Annotated in this window: 28 protein-coding genes; 18 read left to right on the top strand and 10 right to left on the bottom strand. The window is 67.0% G+C overall.

Translation table 11 applies throughout. The annotated features are described in order from the left end of the window. Nucleotides 1-330 precede the first annotated feature (330 nt). From AC3WTC_RS01410 to gspH, 3 genes are read right to left on the bottom strand one after another with little or no spacing between them, the layout of a single operon-like run. Nucleotides 331-945 carry a prepilin-type N-terminal cleavage/methylation domain-containing protein gene (locus AC3WTC_RS01410; protein WP_223482583.1) on the bottom strand — a complete coding sequence of 205 codons (615 nt, stop codon included), beginning with the start codon at nt 943-945 and terminating at the stop codon, nt 331-333. Then, the gene (gspI, locus tag AC3WTC_RS01405; RefSeq protein WP_032974570.1) at nt 942-1,304 is read right to left on the bottom strand and encodes a type II secretion system minor pseudopilin GspI; all 363 of its coding nucleotides are present in this window, start codon (nt 1,302-1,304) and stop codon (nt 942-944) included. The genes AC3WTC_RS01410 and gspI overlap by 4 nt, the downstream gene beginning before the upstream one ends. Beyond that, entirely contained in the window at nt 1,301-1,747 is a 447-nt protein-coding gene (gspH, locus tag AC3WTC_RS01400; protein ID WP_059064322.1) for a type II secretion system minor pseudopilin GspH, read from the bottom strand. Before gspH ends, gspI begins: the two co-directional genes overlap by 4 nt. A gap of 116 nt (nt 1,748-1,863) precedes the next feature. On the opposite strand from gspH, the gene AC3WTC_RS01395 reads away from it, so the two are divergent. Beyond that, on the top strand, nt 1,864-2,322 hold the full coding sequence (locus AC3WTC_RS01395) for a hypothetical protein (protein ID WP_492710187.1): 459 nt from the start codon (nt 1,864-1,866) through the stop codon (nt 2,320-2,322). A 7-nt stretch (nt 2,323-2,329) separates the two neighbouring features. On the opposite strand, the gene AC3WTC_RS01390 is transcribed toward AC3WTC_RS01395, so the two are convergent. Then, complete coding sequence (locus AC3WTC_RS01390) at nt 2,330-2,671, bottom strand: hypothetical protein (RefSeq protein WP_140227231.1); 342 nt, start codon at nt 2,669-2,671, stop codon at nt 2,330-2,332. 201 nt (nt 2,672-2,872) lie between these two features. On the opposite strand from AC3WTC_RS01390, the gene AC3WTC_RS01385 reads away from it, so the two are divergent. The 6 genes from AC3WTC_RS01385 (at nt 2,873) to AC3WTC_RS01360 (ending at nt 9,654) form a co-directional block, all read left to right on the top strand. Continuing rightward, on the top strand, nt 2,873-4,495 hold the full coding sequence (locus AC3WTC_RS01385) for a ShlB/FhaC/HecB family hemolysin secretion/activation protein (RefSeq protein ID WP_492710185.1): 1,623 nt from the start codon (nt 2,873-2,875) through the stop codon (nt 4,493-4,495). A gap of 37 nt (nt 4,496-4,532) precedes the next feature. Then, nucleotides 4,533-6,317, top strand: a complete 1,785-nt coding sequence (locus tag AC3WTC_RS01380) for a DUF2341 domain-containing protein (protein WP_492710183.1) — start codon at nt 4,533-4,535, stop codon at nt 6,315-6,317. Between the two features lie 10 nt (nt 6,318-6,327). After that, entirely contained in the window at nt 6,328-6,741 is a 414-nt protein-coding gene (locus tag AC3WTC_RS01375; RefSeq protein WP_025874382.1) for an ExbD/TolR family protein, read from the top strand. A gap of 3 nt (nt 6,742-6,744) precedes the next feature. After that, on the top strand, nt 6,745-7,446 hold the full coding sequence (locus tag AC3WTC_RS01370) for a TonB family protein (RefSeq protein WP_492710181.1): 702 nt from the start codon (nt 6,745-6,747) through the stop codon (nt 7,444-7,446). A gap of 42 nt (nt 7,447-7,488) precedes the next feature. Beyond that, nucleotides 7,489-9,228, top strand: coding sequence for a putative porin (locus AC3WTC_RS01365; RefSeq protein WP_492710179.1), 1,740 nt, complete (start codon nt 7,489-7,491; stop codon nt 9,226-9,228). A 96-nt stretch (nt 9,229-9,324) separates the two neighbouring features. After that, complete coding sequence (locus tag AC3WTC_RS01360) at nt 9,325-9,654, top strand: hypothetical protein (RefSeq protein ID WP_025874385.1); 330 nt, start codon at nt 9,325-9,327, stop codon at nt 9,652-9,654. A 78-nt stretch (nt 9,655-9,732) separates the two neighbouring features. On the opposite strand, the gene AC3WTC_RS01355 is transcribed toward AC3WTC_RS01360, so the two are convergent. The 4 genes from AC3WTC_RS01355 to AC3WTC_RS01340 form a co-directional block, all read right to left on the bottom strand. Then, complete coding sequence (locus tag AC3WTC_RS01355) at nt 9,733-10,131, bottom strand: OsmC family protein (RefSeq protein ID WP_025874386.1); 399 nt, start codon at nt 10,129-10,131, stop codon at nt 9,733-9,735. 80 nt (nt 10,132-10,211) lie between these two features. Beyond that, nucleotides 10,212-10,853 carry a hydrolase gene (locus AC3WTC_RS01350; protein ID WP_099784337.1) on the bottom strand — a complete coding sequence of 214 codons (642 nt, stop codon included), beginning with the start codon at nt 10,851-10,853 and terminating at the stop codon, nt 10,212-10,214. Between the two features lie 80 nt (nt 10,854-10,933). Continuing rightward, the gene (locus tag AC3WTC_RS01345; protein ID WP_394195546.1) at nt 10,934-11,614 is read right to left on the bottom strand and encodes a hydrolase; all 681 of its coding nucleotides are present in this window, start codon (nt 11,612-11,614) and stop codon (nt 10,934-10,936) included. A 68-nt stretch (nt 11,615-11,682) separates the two neighbouring features. Next, the gene (locus tag AC3WTC_RS01340) at nt 11,683-12,549 is read right to left on the bottom strand and encodes a pirin family protein (protein WP_134832649.1); all 867 of its coding nucleotides are present in this window, start codon (nt 12,547-12,549) and stop codon (nt 11,683-11,685) included. A gap of 150 nt (nt 12,550-12,699) precedes the next feature. On the opposite strand from AC3WTC_RS01340, the gene AC3WTC_RS01335 reads away from it, so the two are divergent. From AC3WTC_RS01335 to AC3WTC_RS01295, 9 genes are all read left to right on the top strand, one after another. Continuing rightward, on the top strand, nt 12,700-13,626 hold the full coding sequence (locus AC3WTC_RS01335) for a LysR family transcriptional regulator (protein WP_492710176.1): 927 nt from the start codon (nt 12,700-12,702) through the stop codon (nt 13,624-13,626). A gap of 122 nt (nt 13,627-13,748) precedes the next feature. Beyond that, nucleotides 13,749-14,252, top strand: a complete 504-nt coding sequence (locus AC3WTC_RS01330) for an RNA polymerase sigma factor (protein ID WP_025874391.1) — start codon at nt 13,749-13,751, stop codon at nt 14,250-14,252. Nucleotides 14,253-14,334: 82 nt separating this feature from the next. Continuing rightward, nucleotides 14,335-15,288: a FecR family protein gene (locus tag AC3WTC_RS01325; RefSeq protein WP_492710174.1), complete on the top strand. Its 954-nt coding sequence runs from the start codon at nt 14,335-14,337 to the stop codon at nt 15,286-15,288. Nucleotides 15,289-15,563: 275 nt separating this feature from the next. Further along, complete coding sequence (locus AC3WTC_RS01320) at nt 15,564-18,674, top strand: TonB-dependent receptor (protein WP_492710172.1); 3,111 nt, start codon at nt 15,564-15,566, stop codon at nt 18,672-18,674. Nucleotides 18,675-18,730: 56 nt separating this feature from the next. Beyond that, a complete protein-coding gene (locus AC3WTC_RS01315; RefSeq protein ID WP_492710170.1) occupies nt 18,731-19,495 on the top strand; it encodes a Slam-dependent surface lipoprotein in 765 nt (254 codons plus the stop codon). Between the two features lie 90 nt (nt 19,496-19,585). After that, nucleotides 19,586-21,046 carry a surface lipoprotein assembly modifier gene (locus tag AC3WTC_RS01310; RefSeq protein WP_492710168.1) on the top strand — a complete coding sequence of 487 codons (1,461 nt, stop codon included), beginning with the start codon at nt 19,586-19,588 and terminating at the stop codon, nt 21,044-21,046. Nucleotides 21,047-21,144: 98 nt separating this feature from the next. Further along, nucleotides 21,145-21,486 (top strand): type II toxin-antitoxin system prevent-host-death family antitoxin, encoded by a 342-nt coding sequence (locus tag AC3WTC_RS01305; protein WP_025874396.1) that lies wholly within the window; start codon nt 21,145-21,147, stop codon nt 21,484-21,486. A 3-nt stretch (nt 21,487-21,489) separates the two neighbouring features. Further along, a complete protein-coding gene (locus AC3WTC_RS01300) occupies nt 21,490-22,143 on the top strand; it encodes an ATPase (RefSeq protein WP_100552649.1) in 654 nt (217 codons plus the stop codon). Nucleotides 22,144-22,178: 35 nt separating this feature from the next. Continuing rightward, nucleotides 22,179-22,799, top strand: coding sequence for a hypothetical protein (locus tag AC3WTC_RS01295; protein ID WP_080148650.1), 621 nt, complete (start codon nt 22,179-22,181; stop codon nt 22,797-22,799). Nucleotides 22,800-22,848: 49 nt separating this feature from the next. On the opposite strand, the gene proP is transcribed toward AC3WTC_RS01295, so the two are convergent. Then, nucleotides 22,849-24,336 carry a glycine betaine/L-proline transporter ProP gene (gene proP, locus AC3WTC_RS01290; RefSeq protein ID WP_025874399.1) on the bottom strand — a complete coding sequence of 496 codons (1,488 nt, stop codon included), beginning with the start codon at nt 24,334-24,336 and terminating at the stop codon, nt 22,849-22,851. A 587-nt stretch (nt 24,337-24,923) separates the two neighbouring features. On the opposite strand from proP, the gene AC3WTC_RS01285 reads away from it, so the two are divergent. Together AC3WTC_RS01285 and AC3WTC_RS01280 are read left to right on the top strand one after the other, a co-directional pair. Continuing rightward, entirely contained in the window at nt 24,924-25,340 is a 417-nt protein-coding gene (locus tag AC3WTC_RS01285; RefSeq protein WP_025874400.1) for a baeRF12 domain-containing protein, read from the top strand. Nucleotides 25,341-25,345: 5 nt separating this feature from the next. Continuing rightward, on the top strand, nt 25,346-25,669 hold the full coding sequence (locus tag AC3WTC_RS01280; RefSeq protein ID WP_492710165.1) for a thioredoxin family protein: 324 nt from the start codon (nt 25,346-25,348) through the stop codon (nt 25,667-25,669). A gap of 66 nt (nt 25,670-25,735) precedes the next feature. Here AC3WTC_RS01280 and AC3WTC_RS01275 read toward each other — a convergent pair whose 3' ends face one another. Next, nucleotides 25,736-25,984 carry a hypothetical protein gene (locus AC3WTC_RS01275; RefSeq protein WP_025874402.1) on the bottom strand — a complete coding sequence of 83 codons (249 nt, stop codon included), beginning with the start codon at nt 25,982-25,984 and terminating at the stop codon, nt 25,736-25,738. Nucleotides 25,985-26,051: the final 67 nt, after the last annotated feature.

Raw genomic sequence — 26,051 nt, 5'->3', positions numbered from 1 at the left:
ATCGGGCCAGCTGCCAGGGAACGGTGGCGGCCCCAGCCAGGACGGCACCGAGGGCAGGGAGCAGCCATCAGCGGTGAGGACCACCGACACGGCGCCGGGGGGGGGGGGGGGGGGGGGGGGGGGGGGGGGGGGGGGGGGGGGGGGGGGGCGGGGAGGACCACCGACAGGGGGCTGCTGGGCGCGGGACAGCGCCCGGCGGCAGGAGGGCGGTAGATCCGCGCCATGCGTGGACGCCTCTCAGTAGATCCACGCCACGCGTGGATGTCGTCCGGTAGATCCACGCCATGCGTGGATGCCTCTCAGTAGATCCACGCCATGCGTGGATGCGCGTCAGAGCGCCAACACCCGCCGATAACTCAACGGCCCGCGTCCATCACGCAACCCCAACCGCAACTCCAGACCGGTCGCCGGCAAAACCTCCCCTTGGCTGGGCAGCATCGCCCAACCCACCCCGGGCTGCCATGCCCGCACCTCAAAGCGCTGCACATCACGGGCCACCAGCAACCCGCGCGTCGGCTCGGGCGCCGGCAGCGGATAGTGATCGGACGGCGTACCGCTGGCGCGCCACAACGTGCTGCCTTGCCGCCACCAGCGAACGCGCTGCCACTGCAGCCCATCACTGCCGACGCTGCGGGTGATCTCCAGCGTGAAGCCACCATCGGGGTGGCGCTCACTGGTCAACGACGGCGGCAGCAGCCGTGCGGGTTGATCGGCCGGCCGCACCGCGCCGTTCATCAGCGCATCGTCAGCGCGCATCTCGATATCGCGCTGGAACTGCTGCAGCACCCGCATCGCCGTGCTGGTCTCGGCATCGGCCTGGCGCAGGCGCTGGTCAGTGTTGGCCACGCTGTCCAGTGCGCGCCAGCAGATCACCGCCAGCACGCCCATGATGGTGATGGCGATCATCACTTCGATCAGGGTGAAGCCGCCCGCCGCGCGTTTCATGGCGCCGGCGTCCACGGCAACTGCAGGCGCGTCAGCGATTGTTCCGGTGCATCTTCGGCCACCACGCTCAGCTCCAGTTGCGGTTGCCCGTCGGCGCCACTGCCCAGGTGCTGCTGCACCAGGAAGCGGGTGCGCCCCTGCAGGCACAGCAGGCGCGCATCGCCGGGAGGCTGTGCGGACAGACGCAGCTCCTGCCAGCGGTCCTGCGCACACAGCAGTGCCAGCCGACGGTCACGCAGACGCGACTGGTCATCGGTCGCCACCGCCACCGAGCGCATCACCGCCGCCAATGCGATGGCCACGATGGCCAACGCGATCAGCACCTCGATCAACGTGAATCCGTGTTGCTGCCGTTTCACTGCAGGACCTGCAATTGTCCGCTGCCATCATCACGAAGACGCAGTCGACGCCCGTCCAGCGACAACGCCAGCTCCCACGGCACACCAATCCATTCGGGGCTCAGCTCGATGGCAGCCGTGGGTTGCACGGTGATGCCACGGGTCTGCCACTGCTGGGGCCGCAGCAGGTCGTCGCGCCGCAGCTCGACCCAGCCCTGGCTGTCGCGGCGGCTGAAACGGTAACCCTCCGCAGTGGCTTGCCAGCGGATCGGCCGACCATCGATGCGTGCTTCATCGCGAGCGACCTGCAGGCGCTGCGCCAGCCGTTCCGATTCCTGGCGCAGCTGCCGCGCAGGGTCGAGCAGGCTGCCCAGGCCGAGGCCGATACCCGCCGTGCAGATGCCGATGATGACCAGCACCACCATCAGTTCGATCAGGGTGAAACCGCGTGGTCTGCCTTGCATCGCACATCGCTTCCCGTCCTTGCCGATACCTGCCAGCGTAGGCGCGGATGATGAAACAAAAGCGTCAGCGTCAGCTGCTAGCGTGGCCGCACAGGAACCTGGCGAAGGTGCGGAACATGGACGGCAGGCGTTGGGATCGCAATCGCACGTTGACCCTGCTGGCGGCCATGCTGCTGCTGACCGTGGCGGGATACTGGGGCATGGCCCTGTTCATGGCGCCGGCTCGCGCTGCCGCCGCCACAGTGCAGGTCGCCGTACCCGCTGCCCCGGCCTTCGACGACGCTGCGAGCGCACCGCTGGTGCGGCTGCTCTCGCCCGGCGCGGTGCAGACCGACGTGACCGTGCTGGGCGTAATGGCCGGGCAGCAGGCGCCGCTGGCGCTGCTGTCGGTGGATGGTGCGCCTGCCCAGGCCTATGCACCGGGCCAACGTCTCGGCCCATCCACGGTACTGGCAGCAATCAGCGCGAAGGCGGTTGAACTGCAACAGGCAGGCCAGCCGCGCTCGCTGCCCGTGCCCGAACTGCCGCCCATGCCCACCGATGGCATCGTCCCCGCCGCGCTGGGGCGGCACTGAACACGGCTCAGCGCGCTGGGCGCTGTGGCATCACCGAACGCCCGAACGCATCGCCCATGCGCTGCCGCGTGCCTTCCAGGTTGTATTGCAGCAACTGGTTGCCGGGCTTGCGCATCAAGCGTTCGGCCTCGGGAAGATTGGGATGGAGGGCGTTGTTCTCTGCCGGCGCCAGCTTGCGTTGCAGGCAGTCCCAGGCGGGGATGCGCTCGCCATTGACCTGTACTTCGATGCATGGCGCTGCATCTGCATGTTTGGCAGCCTGGTCGGCCCGCGCCCAGGGCGAAGCCAGAGCCAGAACCAACGTCAGGCAGAGTGCGGGGCGGCTTGGCGTAAGCAGAGTGGCGTGCATCCTGAATCTCCCGAGGCAGCAAGCGCTTTGCAATGAAGACGTGTGCCAGGCGAAGTGTCCGCCTGCGCCTGTTTCAGCATCGTCAGCAGATGACAGTGCTGTCACAAAACTGTTGGCGGTTTTGACGCGGCCTGCACGTCCTGTTGGTAGACCCACGCGCCGCTCCCTGGCCATTCCCTTCGATACGACGCGATGCCTTCGATGACTCCCGTTCCGTGCCGTGCCGTTCGCCTTCCGCTGCGCCTGCATCCCTTGCTGCTGGCCCTGGCGTCGCTGCCGTCTCCGGCGTTCGCGCAGGACGCTGCGCCAGCGCCCACGGTGAACATCAACGAGTACATCGTGCGCGGCAACACCGTGCTCGATGCGCGCCAGATCGAACGCGCGGTCGAACCGTTCCTCGGCCCCGGCAAAACGCTCGCCGATGTCGAGAAGGCGCGGGACGCAGTCAACGCGCTGTACCAGCAGGCCGGCTACCAATCGGTCTATGTGGAGCTGCCCGAGCAGCAGGTCAACGCGGGCGTGGTGCTGCTGAAGGTGCAGCAGACGCCCATTGGCCAGCTGCGCGTGGTCGGTGCCCGCCATGACTCGCCCGAGCGCATCCGTGAGCGGGTGCCGTCGTTGGCTGAAGGGCGCGTGCCCGACTTCGACCAGGCACAGAAGGAACTGACGGCGCTGAACGAAGGGGGCCGCCGTCAGGTGATGCCATTGGTGCGCGAAGGCCAGGTGCCGGGCACCATGGATGTGGACCTGCAGGTGGAAGAGAAGTCCCCTTGGCGTGCCAGTGCCGCGCTCAGCAACGACCACAGCGCCGATACCGAGAAGCTGCGCCTGAGTGCATCGCTGGCCCACGACAACCTGTGGCGGCGCGGCCACAGTGCGAGCATCGGCGTGTTCGTCGCGCCGGAAGACACCGACCAGGCAAAGGTGTTCTCCGCGTCCTACACGGTCCCCTTCGAGGGAACGCCGTGGAGCCTGGAAGCATCGGGCTACAAGTCCGACAGCCGCGTACTCAATGCCGGCGGACAAGGCGGCGCAGGCACGGGCACCGGCACCAACGTGATCGGCAACGGTCATTCCATTGGTCTCAAGCTCAACTACCGCCTGCCGGGCAGCAGCGCTTGGTGGCGCCAGCTCAGCCTCGGCGTGGACTTCAAGGACACCGAAGAAGACACGCAGATGGGCAAGGACAGCCTGAAGACGCCCTTGAAGTACGCACCGGTCACGCTGGCCTTCGTCGGCGTGCGCCAGGGCGAGCACGATCAGCTGAGCATCAACACGCAGCTGGTGGCGGGAACCCGGCGTCTGTTCGGTTACGGCAGCAACGCCACCGATTTCGGTCAGAAGCGCTACTGGGCCGATCCGAGTTTCGTGGCGTTCAAGGCCGATGTCTCCAACACGCACACCTTCGGCAACGACTGGCAGTGGTCTGCGCGTGGCTCGCTGCAGGCGACCGATGCACCGCTGGTCTCGGCCGAACAGTTCGCCGCTGGCGGCATGTACACCGTGCGCGGCTACCTGTCGGCCGAAGCGGTCGGCGACTACGGTGGCCTGGCCAACCTGGAATGGCGCACCCCGGCGTGGTCGCTGTGGAGCGGTACCGACCTGCGGCTGTACAGCTTCGCCGACGCGGCCTACCTGCGCCTGCGTCAGCCGCTGCCGGAACAGCGCGACAAGTACAACCTGGCGTCGGTCGGGCTGGGCGCGCAGCTGCGCCTGGGCGAATACCTGCAGCTGCGCCTGGACTACGCCTGGCCCTACGCCGATGGCCCGGTCACGCGCAAGGACGACCCGCGGCTGCATTTCAACATCAGCACCAGCTACTGACCCTTCCCTTGAGATGCGTTCTCCGGAGACCTTTTGCATGGACCGTCTGCTTTCCCGAATGTTGCTGCTGTTGGCTGCGCTGATCGCGCTGCCCGCCGCCGCGGCCGATGCCAACTGGTGGCAGGCCGAATGGAAGTACCGCAAGCCGATCACCGTCGACGCAGGCCCACAGGGCGCGGGGTTGACCGGCAACCCCGGGCGTACGCCGCTGCTGCTGCGCCTGCATACCGGCAACTTCGGTTTTGATGGCACCCAGGAGGGTGGCAACGACCTGCGTTTCGTTTCTGCCGACGGGCGTACGGTGCTGGCCCATCAGATCGAGCAGTTCGACCCGAACCTGGGCCTGGCCCTGGTCTGGGTGGACGTTCCGGCACTGACCGCCAGCGCGCCGCAGACGATCTGGATGTACTACGGCAATGCGAAGGCACCGGCCAGCGGCAATGGCCAGCAGGTGTTCGATCCGGACTACACGCTGGTCTACCACTTTGCCGAAGCCAATGCGCCGGCGCGTGATACCACGGCCTACGGCAACACGGCCGGTGCGGTAGTGCCTGCGGCGGAAAGCACGGTGATCGGGCGTGGCGTGCAGCTGGGCGCTGGTCCACTGGCGCTGCCGGCCAGTGCTTCGCTGGCACAGGAAGCGGGTGCGCCGCTTACCGTTTCTGCCTGGATCAAACCGGGCGCGCTGACCACCGCGCAGGCGATCTATGCGCGCCGCGACGGCAGCGCCGAGCTGGTGGTGGGGATCGACAACCGGGTGCCGTTCGTGCAGCTCAACGGTCAACGCAGCACGCCGGCGCAGCCGATTCCGGAAGGGCAGTGGGCGCATGTTGCGCTTACCGCCGAGAAGGGGTCGCTGCAGCTGTATCTGAACGGTCGCGTGGTGGCCCAGCTCAGTGGTGAGCTGCCGGCACTGACCACCGCAGCGGTGGTGGGTGCCGATGCGCCGGGCGCGGCGCAACCGCTGGCCAACTTCGATGGCGCGCTGGATGAACTGCGCATCTCACGCGTAGCACGCCCGGCGGCGCTGCTGCTGGCCGATGCCACCGCGCAGGGCGCCGATTCGCGCCTGATCAGCTACGGCGCCGACGAGCAGTCGGCCGGGCAGAGCCACTTCGCCTTCATCCTCAAGGCGATGCCGTTCGATGCCTGGGTGGTGGTCGCCATCCTCGGCCTGATGATGCTGTTGTCCTGGGCGATCATGATCGCCAAGAGCCGTCATTTCGGCCGCACGAGCAAGGCCAATGCGGTGTTCACCGAGAGCTTCAGCAAGCTCTCCGGCGTGCCGCTGCGCACGTTGTCCGAGATGGACCGGCAGGGCAAGGTGCCGACGGCGATGCACGATGGCTCGCTGTGGCGCATCTACCAGGTGGCCATCGATGAAATGCAGCAGCGTCATCAGCGCGATGGCAACTCCGGCTACCTGAGCGCGGCCACCATCGCCGCCATCCGCGCGTCGATGGATGCGGTGATGGTGCGCGAACAGGAAGCGATGGCGAGGCGCATGAACTGGCTGTCGACCACCATCGAGGGCGCACCGTATGTCGGTCTGTTCGGCACCGTGATCGGCATCATGCTGGTGTTCGTGGTGGCGGCGATGGCCGGTGCGGTGGACATCAACTCGGTGGCCCCGGGCATGGCGGCAGCGCTGCTGTGTACCGCCGCCGGCCTGGGCGTCGCGATTCCTGCGCTGTTCGGCTACAACTGGCTGGGGGCACGCGCCGAAGCGATCGGCGCCGACATGGCGGTGTTCATCGACGAGTTCGCCGCCCGCCTGGCCGAAGAGCAGGACGGGCGCGGCCCGGCCGTGGTCCAGGGCTGAGGGGCCGGCCATGGGCTACAAGGCGAAGTTCGGCATCAAGAAGCGCGAGAAGGGCATCAACGTGACGCCCTTCGTCGACGTGCTGCTGGTGGTGTTGGTGATCTTCATCCTGACCAGCAACGCCTCCATTCCCGGCATCGAGGTCAACCTGCCGAAGGCCAGCAACAGCACCGCACTGGAGAAGCCCAAGACCAAGGCGATCACCATCGACCCCAGTGGCCAGGTGTTCCTGGATGCCTACCCGGTGACGATGACCGAGCTGGAGGACCGCCTGCGCACCGAACGGGCAACGTCGCCGGATTTCCCGGTGATCGTGCGCGGTGATGCGCAGGTGCAGTACGCACGCGTGGTCGAGGTGCTGGATCTGCTGCGCCGGCTGGAGCTCGCCCAGGTCGGCCTGGTCACCGGCAAGGCGCAGGGCTGAGGCATGGCCGGTCATCGACCACCCCTGCAGGAGCCCGGTACGCGTGGACGCCAGTTGCTGGTGACGATCGCGCTGGTGCTGGCGGCGCTGCTGGTACTGGGTGTTGCCGTGTGGTGGCTGCTGTTCAAGGACACCGCCAGCACCCGCCGGCCAGTGGTGCAGCCGCCGATGCTGGCGTTGCCACCACCGCCGCCGCCTCCACCACCACCACCGGAAAAGCCGCCTGAGCCGGAGACGCCGCCGGAAGAGACCGTGCCCGAGCCGGAGCCGCTGGAGCAGCCAACGCCGGCCGAAGAACCGACGCCGACGCCGGACAACACCGACCCGGTGACCATGGACGCCGATGCACAGGCCGGTGGTGACAACTTCGGCATCCAGTCGGGCAGCGGCGGTGGATCGTCCGGCGTTGGCCGCGGTGGTGCCGGCAACGCCAGCTATGGCCGCTACCTGGGCTATCTGATGCAGCAGGCGATTTCGCGCGATGCGCGGATCAAGCGCCTGGCGTTCCAGCTGCAGGTGAATGTCTGGCTGGCGCCCGATGGCCGGCTGGAGAAGGTCGAGCTGGTGCGCGGCAGCGGCAACGAAGAGGCCGACGTGGCCGTGCTTGAAGCACTGCGACAGATCGGCAGGGTCGACCAGATGCCACCGGCGTCGCTGGATTTCCCCGCGCGCGTGCTGATCCAGGGGCGCCGTCCCGGCGCGTGACCGATGACTTCCGTGATTTCCCTTCTTCCGATGAGAACCGTGATGAACGACCACGACCGCGCTCGAACCGCATCCCGCCGCCCACGGCCGGCCCGACGGGCGTTGCTGTGCTGCGCCGTACTGCTCAGCCTGGCCGCGCCGGCCGGTGCGATGGCTGCCGAAACCACCATGGTCAAGTTGATCAAGGGGCTGATCACCAGCGGCGCGCTCAAGCCCGAAGACGGCCAGGCCCTGCTGGTGCAGGCCGAAGCAGAAGCGGCGGCTGCGCAACGCGGCACCGCGGTCAGCACAGCCAGCAGCGGCGGCGTGGCGCTGGAAGCCGGCGACGTACGTGTGCCGTACGTGCCGCAGAGCGTGCGCGATGGCATCCGTGATGAGGTACGCCAGGACGTGATGGCGCAGGCCAAAGCCGAGGGCTGGGCCGCGCCGAACGAGGTGGCCGAGTGGACCAAGCGCATCAAGGTCAGCGGTGACATGCGTGTGCGCAGCGAATCGCGCTTCTACTCCGAGCGCAACAGCGACATCGAGACCAACTGGGCCTCGGTGAACGCCGGCAACGGCTTCGATACCAACAACAACACCAACCTGCAGCTGCCGCCGCTGCTCAACACCCGCCAGGACCGCCGCAATCTGTGGCGCATCCGCGCACGGCTGGGCATCGAAGCGACGATCGGCCAGCACACCACCGCAGGCGTGCGCCTGGCCAGCGGCAGCAGCAACGGGCCGGTGTCCACCACCGAACAGCTTGGCGGTGGCCTGGGCAAGAAGGACGTGTGGCTGGACCAGGCATGGCTGGCCTACAGCCCGGCCGACTGGGTGACGGTGCGCGGCGGACGCTTCGGCAATCCGTTCTGGACCAGCGACACGCTGTTCTCCAACGATCTGAACTTCGACGGCCTGGCGGCCAATCTCAGCTACGACCTCGCCGAGGACGTCGGCCTGTTCGGCAACCTGGCGGTGGTGCCTTTGGAGTACACCTCCGACAGCGCGCCCAGCCAGAGCCGGGTGAAGACGCCCAACGAGAACAAGTGGCTGTCCGGTGCGCAGGTGGGGGTGAACTGGCGCTTCAACGATGACAACAGCCTGCGCGCGGCACTGGGCTACTACGATTTCAAGAACATCAGCGGTCGTCTGTCGTCCCCGTGCGCGCTGTATGCCGGCGCGGTCGGTTGTGATACCGACTGGTCGCGACCGGCGTTCATGCAGAAGGGCAACACCCTGATGCTGATCCGCGACATCGCCCGCAACCCGTTGGATCCGGCCAACACGCCCACGCCGCAGTATGTGGGCCTGGCTTCCGCCTTCCGCCTGGCGACCTTCAACCTGCGTTGGGATACACAGCTTGCGCAGGACATCGGCATGCGCCTGGATGCGGACTACATCCGCAACCTGGCCTATGACAAGCAGGCCATGTTCGCGCGGGCCAACAACGGCATCGTCAACAACTACGGTGCCGGTGGCAGTGCCAGCATCGACACCTTCCGCAGCGGCGACACCGCCTGGATGCTGCAAGCCACCTTCGGCGCCACCGAGCTGAAGGAGAAGGGCCAGTGGCAGGCCCTGCTGGGCTACAAGCGGATCGAGGCCGATGCACTGCCCGATGCCTACAACGATCCGAACTTCCACCTGGGCGGCACCAATGCGCGCGGCTACTACGTGGGCGGCGCCTATGCGCTGGACGCCCGCAGCTGGATCAGCGGCAAGTGGATGGCGGCCAAGGAAGTGTCGGGCCCGCCGTTGTCGATCGACGTGTTCCAGCTGGAGTTCAATACCGGTTTCTGATCGGACAGCGTGACCACAGTCACGACACGTGTGGCGGGGGTGCGGCAATGCGCCCGTCTAGGAAAGGAGACCACGCGTTGCACAAAGGAGGAGTGGATGAGCCGTCGCAAACTGTTCGAGAGTTCCGAGCCCGCCGCGCAGGCACTGGGCATCGGGCCGGCCTATGTCTCGGTGGAGGGATTGCGCCAGCATCTGGCCGAATTCCTGCTGTATGCGGGGCGGCCGGTCGTCATCATGCGCGGGCGCAGCGAGGTCGGCTATTTCCTGCCGGCACGCTGCTGGCGCCAGCGCGAGGATGATCCGCTGGCTGCCGCCGCGGCCGATCAGCTGCTCGATGCCGCCGGCTTCCAGGTCGAAGACATCCAGCAGGTCGAACAGGAGTTCAACGCCATGCGCCAGCGCACCGTGCTGCATTCGCGGCGTTGAAACCAGGGCCGCCGGGCATGGCCCGGCGTTACCTGATGGCGCCAGGCTCCTCCGGTAGCGCCGGGCCATGCCCGGCGATCAGGCAGCAGCCCCGCGCTCGCTGGTGATCCGTGCACCTTCGCGCATCACCAGCGTCACCGGGGTCTTTTCCACCACCTCCAGCAAGCGCTGCCACTGCGCATCGCTCAGCTCGGCAGTGGCATGCAGCACGCGGTGCACATGGAAGCGTCCATCCGCATCACGTTCGGAACGCAGCTCGGCGTGGAACTCGCCCAGCTCCCAGCCCTTGCGCTGCGCGTACATGCGCAGGGTGATGGCGGTACACGCGGCCAGCGAGGCCAGGTACAGGTCGAACGGGGCGAAGCCCTTGCCCTGGCCGCCGAGCGAAGCGGGTTCATCGGCCGCGACATCGAAATGGCCGTTGCTGATGTGGTGCAGGTAGTTGTCGGCGGTCGAAACAATGCGTGCGTAGGCCATGGAAATCCCCGGTTGTAGGGCCGAGCCATGCTCGGTTGCAGGAAAAGGCGGCGCCAGCCGGAGCCGGAGCCGCCAAGGAGTCACTCGGTACGATCGTACGAGAACTGGATGCCGGCCGTGCCACCGGTTTCGATGAAGAGATTCATGAAGGCCGGCACGGTCTCCGCCCGTACCCAGTCGCGCTGCAGTTCGCAGAACAGCTGCGTCACGCTGATCAACTGGCCGCCGGCCTGTTCGATGCGGCGCAGCGCGGCATCATGCGCGGCCAGCGACGTGCCGCCTACTGCATCGACCACCACGTAGACCTCATAGCCTTCCTTCAGTGCATCCAGCGCGGGGAAGGTCAGGCAGGCTTCGGTCCACAGCGCGGTCATGATCAGTTTCCTGCGGCCGGTGGCTTCCACCGCCTTGCGGAACTCGACATCTTCCCAGGAGTTGATGGTGGTGCGGTCGTAGGTCGGGTAGTCGCCCAGCACCTTGCGCAGCTGCGCGATCGGCGGCTTGTTCAGGCCGGTCTGCACGTTCACGGTCGAATGCACGATCGGCAGGCCGTAGGCGACCGCCGCCTTGGCAGTGCCGACGATGTTGTTGACCAGCAGCTGGCGGTCCATCGAGGCAATGGAGTTCACCTGTACCGGCTGGTAGTCGATGATGATGAAGGCGGAATTCTGCGGGGTCAGCAGGTGGTCGCTGACGGGGTCACGGATCGGTTCACTGGCCATGGGGATGTCCTGGTCTGGGTTCGCTTGCGGTGGAGCCGGCGGCGTGCCGGCAGGCGGAAATCGCCGTGGATGCAGCGGGCTCAGCTACGCTGCGAATCCAGCTGCTCGTGGTTCTTCTGCACGTCCTGCGCTTTCTGGTAGCTCTCGATCAGCAGCTGGTAGTTGGGGAAGATCTGCGTGTAGATCGCGGCCCACTGCTGGGCGTCCTCGCGGTTCCAGGTGCGCTGGATTTCCGAGGCGACCGCAGCGGTATCCATCGGCACCACACCTGCCTGCACCACGCGCGCCAGGGTGATTTCCTCGGCCATCTTCGAATAGGTGCCGGAGGCGTCGACCACCGCGAACACCTGGTAGCCGTCGGCGACGGCGGCAATCGAGGGGAAGGCCATGCAGACGCTGGTGATGGTGCCGGCGATGATCAGCTGCCTGCGGCCGGTGGCCTTCACCGCGGCGACGAACTCGGCGTTGTCCCACGCGTTGATCTCGCCGCGGCGCGCCACGTACTGCGCATGTGGTGCGGCGTCATGGATCTCCGGGATCAGCGGGCCGTTCGGCCCCTGCGGCACCGACGCGGTGGTGATCACCGGCATCTTCGCCAACGTGGCCATCTTCGCCAGGGCGGTGGCGTGCGCGCGTACCGAAGTGAACGGCATGTCGCCGATGGTCTGGAACAGGCCACTCTGGTGGTCGATCAGCAGCATCGCGGCGTTGTCCGGGTCGATCACCGGGCGGGCGCCGTTGAAGTTGGCGGGGGTACTCATGGTCAGTCTCCTGGGGAGGGGCGAAGGCCCGGAAAGCGGCGGGCGGTTGCCCGCCGCAATGCAGTGGATCAGTGCGCGATCTGGCCGAAGCGGCCACCGTTGAAATCGTTGACGGCCTGGCTGATCTCGGCCTGGGTGTTCATCACGAACGGGCCATAGCCCACCACCGGCTCGTCGATCGGTTCGCCGCTGAGCAGCAGCACGGTGGCGTCGCTGTCGGCGTCGATGAACACGTCTTCGCCGCTGCGGTCGAAGGTCACCAGCTGTGCTTCGCCGACTGCCTGGCCACCGTTGATCCGCACCGTGCCCTTCAACACCACCAGCGCCAGGGTGCGGCCGTCGGCCACCGGCAGCTCGGCGTGCTGGCCCTGCAACAGGCGGATGTCCCACACGTCCATCGGGGTATGCGTGCGGGCCGGGCCGGCATGGCCATCGAATGTCCCGGCGATGACGCGTACGCGGCCGGCACCGTCGGGCAAGGCCACTGAAGGAATCTGCGCATCGAGCAGGGTCTGGTAGCCCGGTGCGCCCATCTTGTCCTTGGCGGGCAGGTTCACCCACAGTTGCACCATGTCCAGGGTGCCGCCGCGCTTGCTGAATTCCGGCGTGTGGAATTCCTCATGGAGGATGCCGGAGGCAGCGGTCATCCACTGCACGTCACCCGGGCCGATGGTGCCGCCGGCACCGGTCGAGTCGCGATGGGCCACTTCGCCTTCGTAGACGATGGTGACCGTCTCGAAGCCGCGATGCGGATGCTGGCCGACCCCGCGCGGGGTCTCGCTGGGCGGGAAACTGTACGGCCCGGCGTAGTCCAGCAGCAGGAACGGGCTCAGGTGTTGGCCGTGGGTGTTGTAGGAGAACATCGAACGGGCGGGGAAGCCATCGCCCACCCAGTGCGGGCGGGGGGCGCTGTAGGTACCGGTGACACGCTTCATGGCGATCTCCTGACCGGGTCAACCGGTCGCTGTTTTTCGTTGCGGAGACGATATCGACGTGACAATGGCCCCGGTAGTCGGCAGAATTTGCCGTCATAGTCCTATTTTGTGAACGATGCAGGCCCGGCAAGGGCCGCAGGAGATCGTCCCGTGTTCATCGCCGACATCCGCCGCTGCGATCTGAACGACCTGTTCTACTTCGCCATGGTGGTCGAGCATGGCGGCTTCTCGCAGGCCGGGCGCGCGCTGGCGATGCCCAAGTCCAAGCTCAGCCGCCGCATCGCCCTGCTGGAGGAACGGCTGGGTGTCCGCCTGATCCAACGTTCCACCCGCCGCTTCTCGGTCACCGAGATCGGCCAGGACTACTACCGGCACTGCAAGGCGATGCTGGTGGAGGCCGAAGCGGCCGAGGAGGCCATCGCGCTGTCGCGTGCCGAGCCACGGGGCACCCTGCGGCTGGCCTGTCCGATCGCACTGCTGCACGCGCGCATTGGCGCCATGCTGGCTGACTTCCTGGCCCTGCATCCGCAGGTGACCCTGCAGCTGGATGCCACCAACCGGCGCGTGGACGTGGTGGGCGAGGGCGTGGATGTGGCCATCCGCGTGCGCCCGCCACCGCTGGAGGACAGCGATCTGGTGGTGCGCGTGCTGGCCCGCCGCATCTGGTGCACCGCTGCCAGCCCGGCCCTGCTCAAGCGCATGGGTACGCCGAAAGTGCCGGCTGATCTGGCGATGATGCCGACCGTGGACCTGGCATCGCCCGCCCAGGTGCATGCCTGGGAATACGCCGGGCCTGAGCAGGTGCAGGCCAGCGTGCACCACCGACCGCGGCTGGTCAGCGATGACATGATCGCCCTGCGCAGTGCGGCGGTGGCGGGTGTCGGCGTGCTGATGCTGCCGCGGATGATGATCACCGACGAACTGGCCAGCGGCGCGCTGGTGCCGATCCTGCCGCAGTGGCAGCCCAGGCACGGCATCGTGCATGCGGTGTTCCCGTCGCGGCGCGGCCTGCTGCCGGCGGTACGCACGTTGATCGATTACCTGGCCGAGCGTTTCGAGGCGCTGGAAGAGCCGTAGATCCAGGCCGTGCGTGCAGCGTGGCGGATGACCGGAGGTGCAGGATCGGCGGTTGCCGCCTACACTCCCGGTCCGGACCGTCGCCATCACGCCCATCATTCCCCGGTCCGGCCTTGGCACTTATGTCTCCCAATGCCCTGGCGCTGATCGAACTGTTGATCCGCGAGCGCCGTGCGTTGTCCCGCTTCATTGCCCGCTACCTCGACCCGGCCAGTACCGAGGACACCCTGCAGAACCTTTATCTGAAGGCCAGCAGCGTGCCCGGCGACCCGCCGATCCTGGAACCGCGCGGGTACCTGTACCGCATGGCCTACCACCACGCGCTCAACCGCAGCCAGGCCGACGCACGCGAACGGCGCGCGATGGCGGAGTACGCCAGCGACCTGGCCGATGCCAGCACTGATGGCCAGGCGCAGGCGCTGGACCAGGCCCAGCTGCGCGAGATCAGCCAGACCATCCTGGCGCTGCCGCCGCAGGTGCGCGAGTGCTTCGTGCTCAACCGCTACCTGGGGCTGAGCGAACGCGAGATCGCCGAGCGCCTGGGTATTTCCAAGAGCGTGGTGGGCAAGTACGTGATGCGCGCGGCCCTGCTCATCCAGCAGCACCAGCGGGGAAGCCGCGCATGACCGGCATGTGCCGTGGGCAGATGCCGCTCGCCGTTGTCTCAACTGTAAGGCGCACCCGTTGGTGGTGCCGCAGGCCACAATCATGACTACGTCCATACCCTCGCCGCGTCAGGCCAGGCAGGCGTTGCGCTGGGTGATACGGTGCAATGCGGGCCGGTTGCCGGAGCGGCAGCAACGCGCCCTGCAACGCTGGCTGCAGGCCGATCCCCGGCATGCCGATGCCTGGCGCCAGCAGCAGGCCTTCTGGCAAGGCCTGGATGCCGCCGCCCCGGATGTCCTGGCTGCGCTTCCGGAGCTGACAGCCGAACCCGCGCTGCGGCCGCTGCAGCCGCGTCGTCGACTGCCTTGGCTGCTGGCCAGTGCGGCGGTGCTGCTGCTTTCGGTAACAGCGGCGCCGCACGCGTGGCTGCTGGTCCGCAGCGACGTGCGCAGCGACAACGCGCCGCGCACGGTGCAGCTGCAGGATGGCAGCACTGCCATATTGGATGCACGCAGCGCGCTGGCGCTTGATTTCAGCGCCGGCCAGCGCCGCCTGCAGTTGCTGCGTGGCAGGGCCTGGTTCCAGGTGGCGCACGAAGCACGACCGTTCCGGGTGGAGGCCGGCGGTGGCGAGATCCGTGACATCGGCACGGCGTTCAGCGTTGCACTGCAGGATGCCGTGGTGACCACCGAGGTCAGCCAGGGCGAAGTGGAGATCAGGCCGGGTCATGTCGCCGCGCAGCGGCTGCAGGCGGGGCAGGCACGCGCGTTCCGTGATGGCCGTTGGCTGCAGCCGTTGCAGCTGGCCGATGTGGAGGCCATCGCACCGTGGCGACGCGGCGAGATCGTCATTGATGATCTGCCTGCGCAACAGGCGATCGAGCGCCTTGCCCGCTATCGGCGTGCGCCGGTCTGGGTTCTGCACGGTCATGGGGCGCAGGTGGCGGTGAGTGGGTTGTTCCACCTGCAGCAGCCGGATGCGGCGATTGCCGCAGTGGCCCAGCAGGCCCGTCTGCGCAGCCAGCGCCTGCCGGGCGGCGCGTTGTTGGTGTGGTGATGCCACCGGGGTAGCGGGTGAGTTCATCCACGCATGGCGTGGATCTACTGGCGTGATTCGTGTTCATCCACGCATGGCGTGGATCTACTCGGGCGCATGGTAGATCCACGCCATGCGTGGATGATCTGTCGATCAACGAAAAAAACCGTGGGCAGATCCGATCCCACCTTGTCTCTAGTGGTATAGCCAGAGCGAAACCGCGTTTCTTCTCAAGCCAACCGAGCCGCGTGCACCCGACGTGCGCACGGTCCCGCCACCTTGAGGAGTCACCGTTCATGCCGTTCCCGGCATCCGCCCGTCATCGCCGCGCCACCATCCTCGCCCTGGCCATCGCCACGGCACTGGTTCCCTTCGCTTGGGCGCCGACCGCCCGCGCCCAGGCCGCTACCGCCTCCGTGCGCGCGTATGCCATCCCCGAACAAGCCCTGGCCGACGCAGTGCGCAGCTTCGGTCGCCAGTCGCAGGTGCAGGTGGTGTTCCGCAGCGATCTGGTGGAAGGGCGGCGCTCGCGCGCAGTGCAGGGCCAGTACAGCCCCGCCGAGGCATTGGACCAGTTGCTGCAGGGCAGTGGCCTGCGCGCGCAGCAGGAGCCGGGCGGTACCTGGACCCTGCAGGCCGCCGCCGATGACGGCGGGGTGGTGGTTACCGACACGCTGAAGGTGGGCGGGCGCCTGCAGGCCGACGGCGGCGAAACACGTGATCGTTGGGGATACGACGACGTGTTCGCGCTCGACCTGAGCACGGCCTATTCCGGTCGCGACCGGGTGGAGCGCTATCGCGGCGCCAACCCGGCCGACGTGGTCAAGGACCTGGTCGGTGTGTTCAGCGGCGACGCCCGCAACAGCGGCGCACTGGACCTCAACATCCGCGGCATCCAGGGGCCGGGACGGGTGCCGGTCAGCATCGACGGCGGCGAGCAGGCACTGACCGTATGGCGGGGCTACAACGGCGTCAGCAACCGCAACTACATCGATCCCAACCTGATTGGTGGCATCCAGGTCATCAAGGGGCCAGCGTTGGTACGCGATGTACACAGCGGTATCGGCGGAGCGATGGTCATCAAGACCCTCGACGTCGACGACATCGTGCCGGCCGGCGAGCGCTTCGGCGGGGAACTGAAGATCGAAGGCAGCAGCAATGCGGTCTCGCCGCGCCTGCCACGGCTGCACACCGGCGAGGACTATCGCACGGTGGAGGGGTTCCCGCAGTCGTCGCCGGCCTCGCCCTATGCTGATCGCACCCTGGTGGTGCCAGTGAAATCGCGCAGTGGTGACAACCCGTTCGATGGCGATGACCAGGCCTGGCGCCTGGCGCTGGGCTGGCGCGGTGAGCGGGTGGACGTGATGGCCGCCTACGCGTGGCGCAAGCGCGGCAACTATTTCTCCGGCAGCAAGGGCAGTGCGTACTACGACCAGGACCCGCGCGAGCAGTACGAATACCAGGGCATCGACTACATCACCACGCTGGCGCGCTACTTCAAGCCGGGTGATGAAGTGCCCAACACGTCCAGCGAACAGGAGTCGTGGCTGCTGAAGGCCACCTGGCAGATCACCGACGACCAGCAGCTCAAGGCCACCTGGCGGCACACGCTTTCGCACTATGGCGAGATCATGCCCTCGCGCATCCTGTCCGCACCGGATTACGGGCGCATCCAGTGGCCGCTCAGCCGGGTCGATTCCGATGCCTGGAACCTGGAATACCGCTGGCAGCCGGCCGGCAGTCGTTGGCTCGACCTGCGCGCCAACCTGTGGCGAACCGAAACCAACAGCGATACCTACACCGCTGGTGGCTTCCCCAACTTCGCCTCGGGCAACCCCGATTGGGATTCCAGCCGCAGTCCGATCCTGCGCAACACCGCCCTGGCCAATGCCCGCAACGACCGTACCGGGCTGACCCTGAGCAACCGCTTCGGCCTGCATTCCACACTTGACCTGACCGTAGGTGGCAACTGGCAGTACGAAACGCTGCGTTCGGGCGATCCGTACTTCGGCGTTACCGACGGCTGGCGCATGTACCCGCGCGCCGGCCGGCGCCAGGAAGGCGAGGGCTACCTGAGCCTGGAATGGCGGCCCGTCGAGTTCCTTACCCTCAACGCCGGTGTGCGCTACAGCCGCTACTGGGCGTTCGACGATTTCCTGCAGGCGCATCCGGAGCTGCTGACCCGCAGTGTCGGCAGCAAGGAGGCGCGCTACCGGGTCAACGAGCTGCCACCACGCCCCGCCAGCCTGCAGGGAGAGATCGATGCGATCGAATCGGAGCGTGAGTTCTGGGAAAGCATCGGCATGGGCTCGCTGGTCGACGACCTGCTGAAGAACCTGCTGAGCAAGTACGAAACACCGGTGCCGGTGGAGCACAGCATCGCCTGGGCAGCGGATGCCGATGGCAACTACACGCGAGCCAGCAACCCGTGCCTCAACGGCCAGGTGGCCGCCATCCCCGGGCTGCTGCCGATGGTGCTCGGTACCGACCAGACCTGCCGGGTGCAGAACGCCGTGCAGGGGCAGGCGGTGCAGGCGCACAACAGCCGCCGCCGCGACCATGCCTGGCTGCCCACGTTCTCGGCCACCGTGCATTTCTCGCCTACTGCGCGCCTGTATGCCCGCTACACCGAGGCCAAGCGCTTCCCCAGCATGTTCGAAAGCACCATCGCGTTTTCCAGCAGCCTCAATCCGCTGTATCCGCTCAAGCCCGAACACGCTTACAACTACGAGCTGGGTTATGTGCACAACCTCTCTGCGCTGTTCGGCGGCACCGCCGATGCGGACGTAAAGCTCAGCTACTACGTGCAGAAAACCCGCGATGTGATCGAGCGCGATGCGTACTTCCTTTTCGACAACATCGACAAGCAGACCCTGCGCGGCATTGAGCTGCAGGCGCGCTTCGACAACCGCCGCTTATTCAGCGACCTGGGCATCGCCCGCACCCTTGAAAACGAAGTGTGCGACGAAAGCACCGCAGTGCAGCTGGATGCCAACCGCGGCCTGGTGCCCAACTGCGTGCAGGATGGCTTCGTCGGTGGTTACTTGCTGACCCAGGCCGTGCCGAAGCTGTCGGTGAACCTGTCGCTGGGCACCCGCCTGTTCGACGAGCGGCTGGAACTGGGCAGCCGCATCGTGCACTACCGGCGTCACCACAACCCGGACCTGCAGGCCTACCGCGACCGCTTGCTGGCCGGCGGCAGCAGCCTGCTGTGGCAGAACGTGCCGTTCACCTGGGGAAACATCACCACGGTGGATGCCTATGCGCGCTGGCGCTTCAACGACCACGCCAGCGTCGAACTGGTCGGCAGCAATCTCGGCAACCGCTACTACGTCGACCCGGCCACGCGCTCCACGCTGCCGGCGCCCGGTCGCACCCTCAAGCTCGCAGTCACCGCGCGCTTCTGACGCCTCACCGATTCAAGCGTTGTACCTGTAGTTCCCTCAATCCAAGGAGTTTTTCCATGAAAATGTTCTCCCGCTCCCTGCTCACCGTGGCCGCCAGCCTGGCCCTGGCCGGTGCCGCCCACGCTGCCGATATCGTCGGCGCCGCCAGCGCCGTCACCGATCCGCAGTGGAACGTCAACGTCGGCGAATCGCAGGTCAATGGTGGCCCGCACGTCGCTGGCAAGGCCGGCATCGGCGTCGGCACCGTGTCCGGTGGCACCCGCGTGGACTTCCAGGGCCTGAGCGCCTATTCGGCACCCACCACCGTCAACGGCACCACAGTGCGCACCCTGGCCATGCCGATCACCGGCACCCCGGGCAACCACGCCGGCATGGGCCACTTCAACTTCGTCAAAGTGGGCAGCGGCGATGTCTGGTTTGGTGAATGGTCCAAGGACGGCGCCGCCGGTGGCTTCAACAACCGCCAGGTCTATTTCGCTGGTGACCGTGCAGGCACCACGTTGCCGGCAGGCGTGGCCACCTACAGCGTTGCGGGCCTGAACAAGTTCAACGGCAGCAACCTGCTGACCGGTGCGTTCCGCGCCGACTTCGGTGCCGGCACCCTGCGCGGCCAGATCGCCGGTGGCGGCCTGACCGTGGGCGTCAACGCTGCCATCAACAGCGCCAATGCGTCCTTCGCAGGCACGGCTGTGGCCAACGGCTCGGTGTCGGGCAGCACTCAGGGCCAGTTCTTCGGTGCCAACGCCGCCACCCTGGCCGGCATCGCCACCTTCGCCGGCAACAGCCAGTACGACACCGCCTTCGGCGGCAGCAAGAACTGATCGCCACGCCCCTGACGGGGCAGGGCAGGGACAAGCCGCGATCCGCCAGTCCCTGCTTCGGCCCGCGATAGTGCTTCAACCGGATCGAACATGCGCCACCTTCTCTTTCTTGTCGTCCTGCTGCTGGCCTGGCCGCTCAACGTTGCCCACGCCCAGCAGGATGACCTGCGCCGTGTGCTCGAACAGGGCAGCGAGCTGCGTCATCAGCAGCAGGACCAGCAGCGCCTGCGCCAGGCCGAGCACGAGCGACCGACCATCACCCTCGACGGCCAGCAGTACCGCGTGGAGCGCACTGTCGACGACCTCGGCCAGGCGCTCTATCTCGCGCTGCAGCACCAGCAATGGCAGGCCGCGGCCGCCTTCCTTGCCGAGTACATCGAACTGCCTGGCCACGATCCGCTGCTGCGCCACTACGCGCAGGGTGCGCTGGCGCGCGTGGGTGGCCAGCACGGCAAGGCCGCGGCCGAATACGAGGCCGTGCTCGCCGCGCAGCCGGACTTCCTGCCGGCGCGGCTGGAACTGGCGCGTGTGTATGCCGAAGACCAGCGCGACCGCGATGCCATCGCCCTGTTCGAGGCGATCGCAGCCGGCATCGCTGGCGGCGACCCTGCAACGGCGGGCGTGCGTACGCGGGTGGACGGCTACCTGCAGGCCCTGCATGCACGCCAGCGCTGGAAGGGTGGCATCGCCGCCGGCCCCGCGTGGAGCGACAACGTCAACCGCAGTTCGGCCAGCCGCACCTGCCTGTTTGGTGACGGCACCACCTGCTTCATCGAACGCCGGTTGCCCGATGCACAGGCAGCGTTCGGCCTGGACTACGACGCCAGCCTGGAACGGCGCCTGCCGTTGGCCGGCCACCATGGGCTGTACCTGCGCGGGCTGGCGTTCGGCCAGGCGTGGCGTGGGCACAGCGACTACAACGAGCTCAATGCCAGCGTGCAGGCCGGCTACAGCTGGCGCAGCGCACGGCATACCTTGCTGCTGGCGCCCAGCTACGATTACCAGGGACTCGGCAACCACGCGCTGCAGGGCGGTGCCGGCATGCATGGCGAATGGCAGTTCGCCGCAGATGCGCGCAGCCTGATGAAGCTGGAAGCCGACTGGAAACGCCAGCGCTATCGACAGCAGGGCGTGGCCAGCAACTACGACGGTGAACTGGCGGCGATCTATGCCACCTGGTTCCGCGCGCTCAACCCGCGCTGGACGGTGTTTGCCGGGGTCGACCTGAGTGACAGCAGCGCCGCCGATCCCGCCAATGGCTACCGGCAACGCGGCCTGCGCCTGGGCGCAGCGCGCCAGTGGAGCGGCACCACGGCCACGGTGTTCGTGTCGCTGCGTGAGCGTGAATACGATGCCTGGAGCCCGTTGCTGGAGGCGCGTCGGCAGGAAAGCGAGCAGAACCTGATCGCCATCGTGCGCAGCGAGCGCCTGGCCGTGGCTGGGCTGGTCCCCAGCCTGAGCCTGCGTTACGCACGCATCGACAGCAACGTGGACTGGCTGTACAGCCACGACCGCAGTCTGCTGAGCCTGAAATGGCAACGGGCGTTCTGAGCCGTCGGGCGCGGCGCAAAGGGGGGGGGCAGTCCATTAATCCCCAATTTGGCCAAATTGGGTATAGTGACCACATATCCTTCCGCTGGAGCCGTGCCATGACCCTCCCGCTCGACCTGCCCGGCCTGGACAAGGCCCCGGCATCCTCGGTCAAGACCCGTGGCTGGCCCAGCCTGATGCGTACCGTGCGCGAGAAGCAGGCGCTGGTCATCACCAACCACAATCACCCCGAGGCGGTGATCGTGGACATCAAGACCTACCAGGAGCTGTTGGCCAGGGCCAGCGGCAGCGACAGCGAGGAGCGCAGCGACGTGCTGTCGCGCCTGCGCAGCGAGTTCGACCAGGCGCTGGCCGGGCTGCAGCAGGGTGAGGGGCTGGGCAAGGTGATGGGCAAGCCGATCCGCCGCGGCCACAAGGTCGCGCTCGGCCGTCCGCTCTGAATCATGGGGCGGATCCTGGCGTTGGCCGGCGTCAATGGCGCTGGCAAGAGTTCGCTGCTCGGCACCTGGCTGGAGGCCGACGGCCTGGGCTGGTACAACCCGGACAGCTTCACCCGACGGCTGGTGGAGGCGGGCTGGCCGTTGGCCGAAGCCAACGCTGAAGCGTGGCAGGAGGGCGCACGACGGCTGCGCCAGGCGATCGCCGACGGCAGCGACTTCGCCTTTGAAACCACCCTGGGCGGCAACACCATTCCGCGCTTGTTGCGCGAGGCCTGCAGCCAGCATGACGTGGCGATCTGGTTCTGCGGGTTGGCCACGGTCGAACTGCATGTTGCCCGCGTGGCAGCCCGCGTTGCTGGCGGTGGCCACGACATCCCGCAGGACAAGATCCGCGCACGCTTCGATTCCGCACGCGAGAACCTGTTGGCATTGATGCCGCACCTGGCCGAACTGCATGTGTATGACAACAGCGCGCCGGCCGATCGCTACGGACGTGTTGCCCCCTTGCCGGTGCTGGCGCTGGATCGCCAGGGCCTGCAGTATCCGGTGTCGGTGGTGGAGCTGCTGCACACCCCGGACTGGGCCAAGCCCATCGTCATGCGCGCGATGGAACTGCATGCCGACAGTACGCCGCTTGCCGGCCCGCCTGTGCGATGATCCGAGCCCGCAGATTCATTGATCGAGGAACACGGATGTACGAGCGGAAGCACTGGCAGGCCACTGGCCTGCGCGCGCTGGTGGCGGCCATGGCATTGACGGTGGCGGCACCGCTGCTGGCCCAGGATGCAACGCCGGCCGATGCCAAGGTCGAGGCGCCGAACGAGCCGATGAGCTACGACAAGGCACGCCGCACCGCCGAGGCATCGCTGCGCCTGCACCCGGGCACCGACAGCCAGTACGACTACCGCCCGCTGTGGGCCGGCAATGCCGACCTCGATGGCGACGGCCGCCCGGAGATCATCTATCTCTACACCGCGACCCAGACCGGCAGCGCGATGCAGCTCAACGAGCTGGTGGTGATGACCCCGCTGGCCGAAGGCGATGCACGGGGCCAGGCCACGTCACCCGGCAAATCCGCCTATGACGACGAAACCTACGCGTTGATCCGCGCCTCGGGCTACGCCGATGACGCCAGCGTGCATATCCCCGGCGAAATGGAAACGATCACCATGGACGGTGACCGCATCCGCGTGACTTTCAACAGCACCCGCAGTTCGAAGCTGTGCGTGCGAGGCAAGGTGGCCTGCCCGCCGGAAGGTCAGCATGCCTGGGTGTACCGCTGGACCCCGGGCAAGCTGACCCGCGCCGACTAGCCCTGCGCTGACGGCAGCGCCAGGCAACGCCTGGCGCCACCGCAGCCACTCAGGCCGGGGTCACCTGTTCCGGTTCGGCCACGTCCGGCAACGGCGGCAGGGCGCGGTCCACCGTGACCGGTGCATCGCTCTTCAACAGCGCGGCCGCCTCCTTGTCGCAGCCCACGGCCGGCGGCGAACCGCGCAGCGGCAGGCCGGCGGTCTCCTTCACGAAGATCATCGTGATCAGGCCGATCACCGCCGCGCCCATCAGGTAGTAGGCCGGTACCAGCGGATCGCCCGTGCGTTCCACCAGCCAGGCGGTCACCAGCGGCGTGGTGCCACCAAACAGCGACACCGACACGTTGAACGCAATGGACAGCGCGCTGTAGCGCACCGGCGTATAGAACAGCGCCGGCAGCGTGGACGGCATCGAACTGGTGAAGCACACCAGCGCCAGGCCCAGCAGCATCAGGCCAAGGAAGATCAGCCCGTCGTTGCCGCTGCCCACCAGCAGCAGGCTCGGTACCGCCAGCACCAGCAGCGCGATGCAGGCGCCGATGATCATCGGCCGCCGGCCCAGCTTGTCGCTGAAAAGGCCACCCACGATGTTCAACGGCATCATCACCAGCATCACGATGATGATCAGCAGCAGGCCCTTGCTCTCCGCATATCCCATGGTCACGCTCAGGTAGCTGGGCATGTAGGTCAGCAGCATGTAGTCGGTCACATTGAACACCAGCACCAGGCCCATGCAGACGATCAGCTGGCGGCCGTGCACGCGGAACAGGTCGACCAGGCCGGGGCGCTCATGGTCGCGCTTCTCGGCCTCTTCGGCGAACGCGCGGAACGCTGGCGTTTCCTCCAGCCGCATGCGCATGTACAGGCCCAGCAGGCCGAGTGGGCCGGCCACCAGGAACGGAATGCGCCAGCCCCAGTCCAGCATCTGCTCGCTGCTCAACAGCATGTGCAGTGCAGTCACCGTACCGGCACCGGCGATATAGCCGCCCAGCGTGCCGAACTCCAGCCAGCTGCCCATCAGGCCGCGGTTGCGGTCGGTGGAGTACTCGGCGATGAAGGTCGCCGCGCCGCCGTACTCGCCGCCGGTGGAAAAACCCTGCACCACGCGGGCGAGCAGCAACAGCACCGGCGCCCAGATGCCGATGCGTTCATAGGAGGGAATCAGGCCGATGGCGAACGTACCCAGTGCCATCATGATCATGGTGAAGGCCAGTACCTTCTGGCGCCCGTAGCGGTCGCCCAGGGGCCCGAAGACCATGCCGCCCAGCGGGCGTACCAGGAAGGCCACCGTGAACGTGGCGAACGCGGCGATCACCTGTGCGGTGGGGTTGCTGGAGGGGAAGAACACCTGGCCGATGGTGACGGCAAGATAGCCATAGACACCGAAGTCGAACCATTCCATCGCATTGCCCAGTGCAGCGGCGCCGACGGCGCGCTTGAGCATGGGTTTGTCGACAACGGTGATCTCGTCGACCTTCAGATGGCGGCGGCGTTTGAACCAGCCGAAATGGGCATGGGCATCGGAGTTGTCCTGCATGGGGACTCCCTTGGAAGAATGGAAATGGCGTTGGAATGGGCGGTACGAATGTCCCGGAATTCGGAAACGGCGATGCTGGCGCAGCAGGCGCAGGGGCATCGGATGGAAGACCCGGAAGGGGGCGAAAGGCGTGTGCGATGAAACGCCGCGCACGCAACACGCATTGCCCGCTGCCAGAACGCAGAGCGACATGCGGGACGAGCGGATGGGTCCGATTACGTGTCAGTGCACGCGCGGGTGGGGCAGGCGCAGGGAACAGGCGGGGCAGGGCCCGCAGGCGTCATCCGCCGGGATCCAGCGCGAGGCGATGGAAAGGCGAGGGAGAGGCAATGATGGAAAGCGAAGCGCCGGTCGGCAGTGCTTCCCGCAGGCCAGCAACAGGTGCTGACGTGCAGTGGGTCGTGTCGATCATGCGTTCATGATAACGGTTACAGTGTGAGCGTGCCGAGAATCGCGCCAGTACGAACGCAGCGTTCCATGATGCCTGTTCATGCACATGACCCACGCACATCGAATGAACATGTTGTGCTCGCCTCGCTCACGCCACGGCTTTTACGGTGGTCACGAACCAACGCAAGGAGTAACGCATGACCCGTCGCATTCCCGAAGGCACCCTGGTTATCGTCGCCGATGGTGGCTCGGCCCGCGTGTTCACCAACGTCGGCAACGAGCACAAGCTCACCCTTAAACAGGAAGGCGAGCTGCGCCTGCAGGACATCAGCGAACAGGGTGTGTCCGGTCAGGGGCCATCCGGTGCGGTGCCCAAGGACATGTCGATCTCGCAGCTCAACGAGGCGACCTTCGCCAAGCAGGTAGCCGAGCAGCTCAATGAAGACGCGCTCAACAACCGTTATGCGCATCTGGTGCTGATTGCCGATCCCACCACGCTGGGCCGCATCCGTCCGTTGCTGCACAAGGAGACGCAGGCGCGCTTGCTGGCCGACATCGCCAAGGATCTTACCAACGCGCCGCTGGAAGACATCCAGCGCACGCTGCAGGCGTAGCCGGCATGCCCTTCATGCGTGACCATGTGGCAGCCGAGCCGGCCCGCGCGGAGGTGGATGCGCAGGCCGGTTGGCTGTTGCTGGAATTCGGTGCGCCGTGGTGTGGCCACTGCCAGGCTGCGCAACCGGCAATGCAGGCTTTCGTCGAGGCACATGATCTGCCGCACTGGAAGATCGAAGACGGCAAGGGCAAGCCGCTGGGCCGCTCGTTCCAGGTGAAGCTGTGGCCGACCGTGATCCTGCTGCGTGATGGCACGGAAGTTGCGCGCGTGGTGCGGCCGGTGGATGCGGCGGATCTTGCCGCACTGCAGAGCGCGCTGCCCGATTGAGTGGCCTCTTGAGTGGCCTCCATGGAGCCGAGCCACGCTCGGCTCATTTTCCTGGCGGTGTCCGCTTCAATGCAGCGTCACCCGCACATGCTGCTCGCGCAGCTCATGCAGCAGTCGCCGGCCATGCTGGCTCAGTGCCATCATTGCTACAGTGATCTTCTGCAGGCTGTAGCCCGGGCGCAGATGCGCCTGCGGGTCGGCCGGTTCGTTCTCGCCGATCATCATCGCCATGCCCTCGGCGGTGTTCAGAGCGTGCTCGATGCGGAAGAACAGGGATTCCATTTCCGGGGTCAGGATGGGCGGTTCATGCGACATGCGATGGCTCCTTGAGGGGACGTGGCCACCGCAAGGGTGGCGGGCGGTGCGGGGTTGGAACTTCGGC

It is taken from the genome of Stenotrophomonas sp. FW305-C-20-S1 (genome assembly GCF_058783335.1).
Note: the sequence above shows the minus strand (reverse complement) of the source record. Positions and strands in the feature narration are given on the sequence as shown.

Bases quoted from the DNA above. Each gene is read 5' to 3' on its own strand.
- AC3WTC_RS01410 (WP_223482583.1), bottom strand. From the start codon at position 945: ATGAAACGCGCGGCGGGCGGCTTCACCCTGATCGAAGTGATGATCGCC.
- gspH (WP_059064322.1), bottom strand. From the start codon at position 1,747: ATGCAAGGCAGACCACGCGGTTTCACCCTGATCGAACTGATGGTGGTG.
- AC3WTC_RS01395 (WP_492710187.1), top strand. From the start codon at position 1,864: ATGGACGGCAGGCGTTGGGATCGCAATCGCACGTTGACCCTGCTGGCG.
- AC3WTC_RS01390 (WP_140227231.1), bottom strand. From the start codon at position 2,671: ATGCACGCCACTCTGCTTACGCCAAGCCGCCCCGCACTCTGCCTGACG.
- AC3WTC_RS01385 (WP_492710185.1), top strand. From the start codon at position 2,873: ATGACTCCCGTTCCGTGCCGTGCCGTTCGCCTTCCGCTGCGCCTGCAT.
- AC3WTC_RS01380 (WP_492710183.1), top strand. From the start codon at position 4,533: ATGGACCGTCTGCTTTCCCGAATGTTGCTGCTGTTGGCTGCGCTGATC.
- AC3WTC_RS01375 (WP_025874382.1), top strand. From the start codon at position 6,328: ATGGGCTACAAGGCGAAGTTCGGCATCAAGAAGCGCGAGAAGGGCATC.
- AC3WTC_RS01370 (WP_492710181.1), top strand. From the start codon at position 6,745: ATGGCCGGTCATCGACCACCCCTGCAGGAGCCCGGTACGCGTGGACGC.
- AC3WTC_RS01365 (WP_492710179.1), top strand. From the start codon at position 7,489: ATGAACGACCACGACCGCGCTCGAACCGCATCCCGCCGCCCACGGCCG.
- AC3WTC_RS01360 (WP_025874385.1), top strand. From the start codon at position 9,325: ATGAGCCGTCGCAAACTGTTCGAGAGTTCCGAGCCCGCCGCGCAGGCA.
- AC3WTC_RS01355 (WP_025874386.1), bottom strand. From the start codon at position 10,131: ATGGCCTACGCACGCATTGTTTCGACCGCCGACAACTACCTGCACCAC.
- AC3WTC_RS01350 (WP_099784337.1), bottom strand. From the start codon at position 10,853: ATGGCCAGTGAACCGATCCGTGACCCCGTCAGCGACCACCTGCTGACC.
- AC3WTC_RS01345 (WP_394195546.1), bottom strand. From the start codon at position 11,614: ATGAGTACCCCCGCCAACTTCAACGGCGCCCGCCCGGTGATCGACCCG.
- AC3WTC_RS01340 (WP_134832649.1), bottom strand. From the start codon at position 12,549: ATGAAGCGTGTCACCGGTACCTACAGCGCCCCCCGCCCGCACTGGGTG.
- AC3WTC_RS01330 (WP_025874391.1), top strand. From the start codon at position 13,749: ATGTCTCCCAATGCCCTGGCGCTGATCGAACTGTTGATCCGCGAGCGC.
- AC3WTC_RS01325 (WP_492710174.1), top strand. From the start codon at position 14,335: ATGACTACGTCCATACCCTCGCCGCGTCAGGCCAGGCAGGCGTTGCGC.
- AC3WTC_RS01320 (WP_492710172.1), top strand. From the start codon at position 15,564: ATGCCGTTCCCGGCATCCGCCCGTCATCGCCGCGCCACCATCCTCGCC.
- AC3WTC_RS01315 (WP_492710170.1), top strand. From the start codon at position 18,731: ATGAAAATGTTCTCCCGCTCCCTGCTCACCGTGGCCGCCAGCCTGGCC.
- AC3WTC_RS01310 (WP_492710168.1), top strand. From the start codon at position 19,586: ATGCGCCACCTTCTCTTTCTTGTCGTCCTGCTGCTGGCCTGGCCGCTC.
- AC3WTC_RS01305 (WP_025874396.1), top strand. From the start codon at position 21,145: ATGACCCTCCCGCTCGACCTGCCCGGCCTGGACAAGGCCCCGGCATCC.
- AC3WTC_RS01300 (WP_100552649.1), top strand. From the start codon at position 21,490: ATGGGGCGGATCCTGGCGTTGGCCGGCGTCAATGGCGCTGGCAAGAGT.
- AC3WTC_RS01295 (WP_080148650.1), top strand. From the start codon at position 22,179: ATGTACGAGCGGAAGCACTGGCAGGCCACTGGCCTGCGCGCGCTGGTG.
- proP (WP_025874399.1), bottom strand. From the start codon at position 24,336: ATGCAGGACAACTCCGATGCCCATGCCCATTTCGGCTGGTTCAAACGC.
- AC3WTC_RS01285 (WP_025874400.1), top strand. From the start codon at position 24,924: ATGACCCGTCGCATTCCCGAAGGCACCCTGGTTATCGTCGCCGATGGT.
- AC3WTC_RS01280 (WP_492710165.1), top strand. From the start codon at position 25,346: ATGCCCTTCATGCGTGACCATGTGGCAGCCGAGCCGGCCCGCGCGGAG.
- AC3WTC_RS01275 (WP_025874402.1), bottom strand. From the start codon at position 25,984: ATGTCGCATGAACCGCCCATCCTGACCCCGGAAATGGAATCCCTGTTC.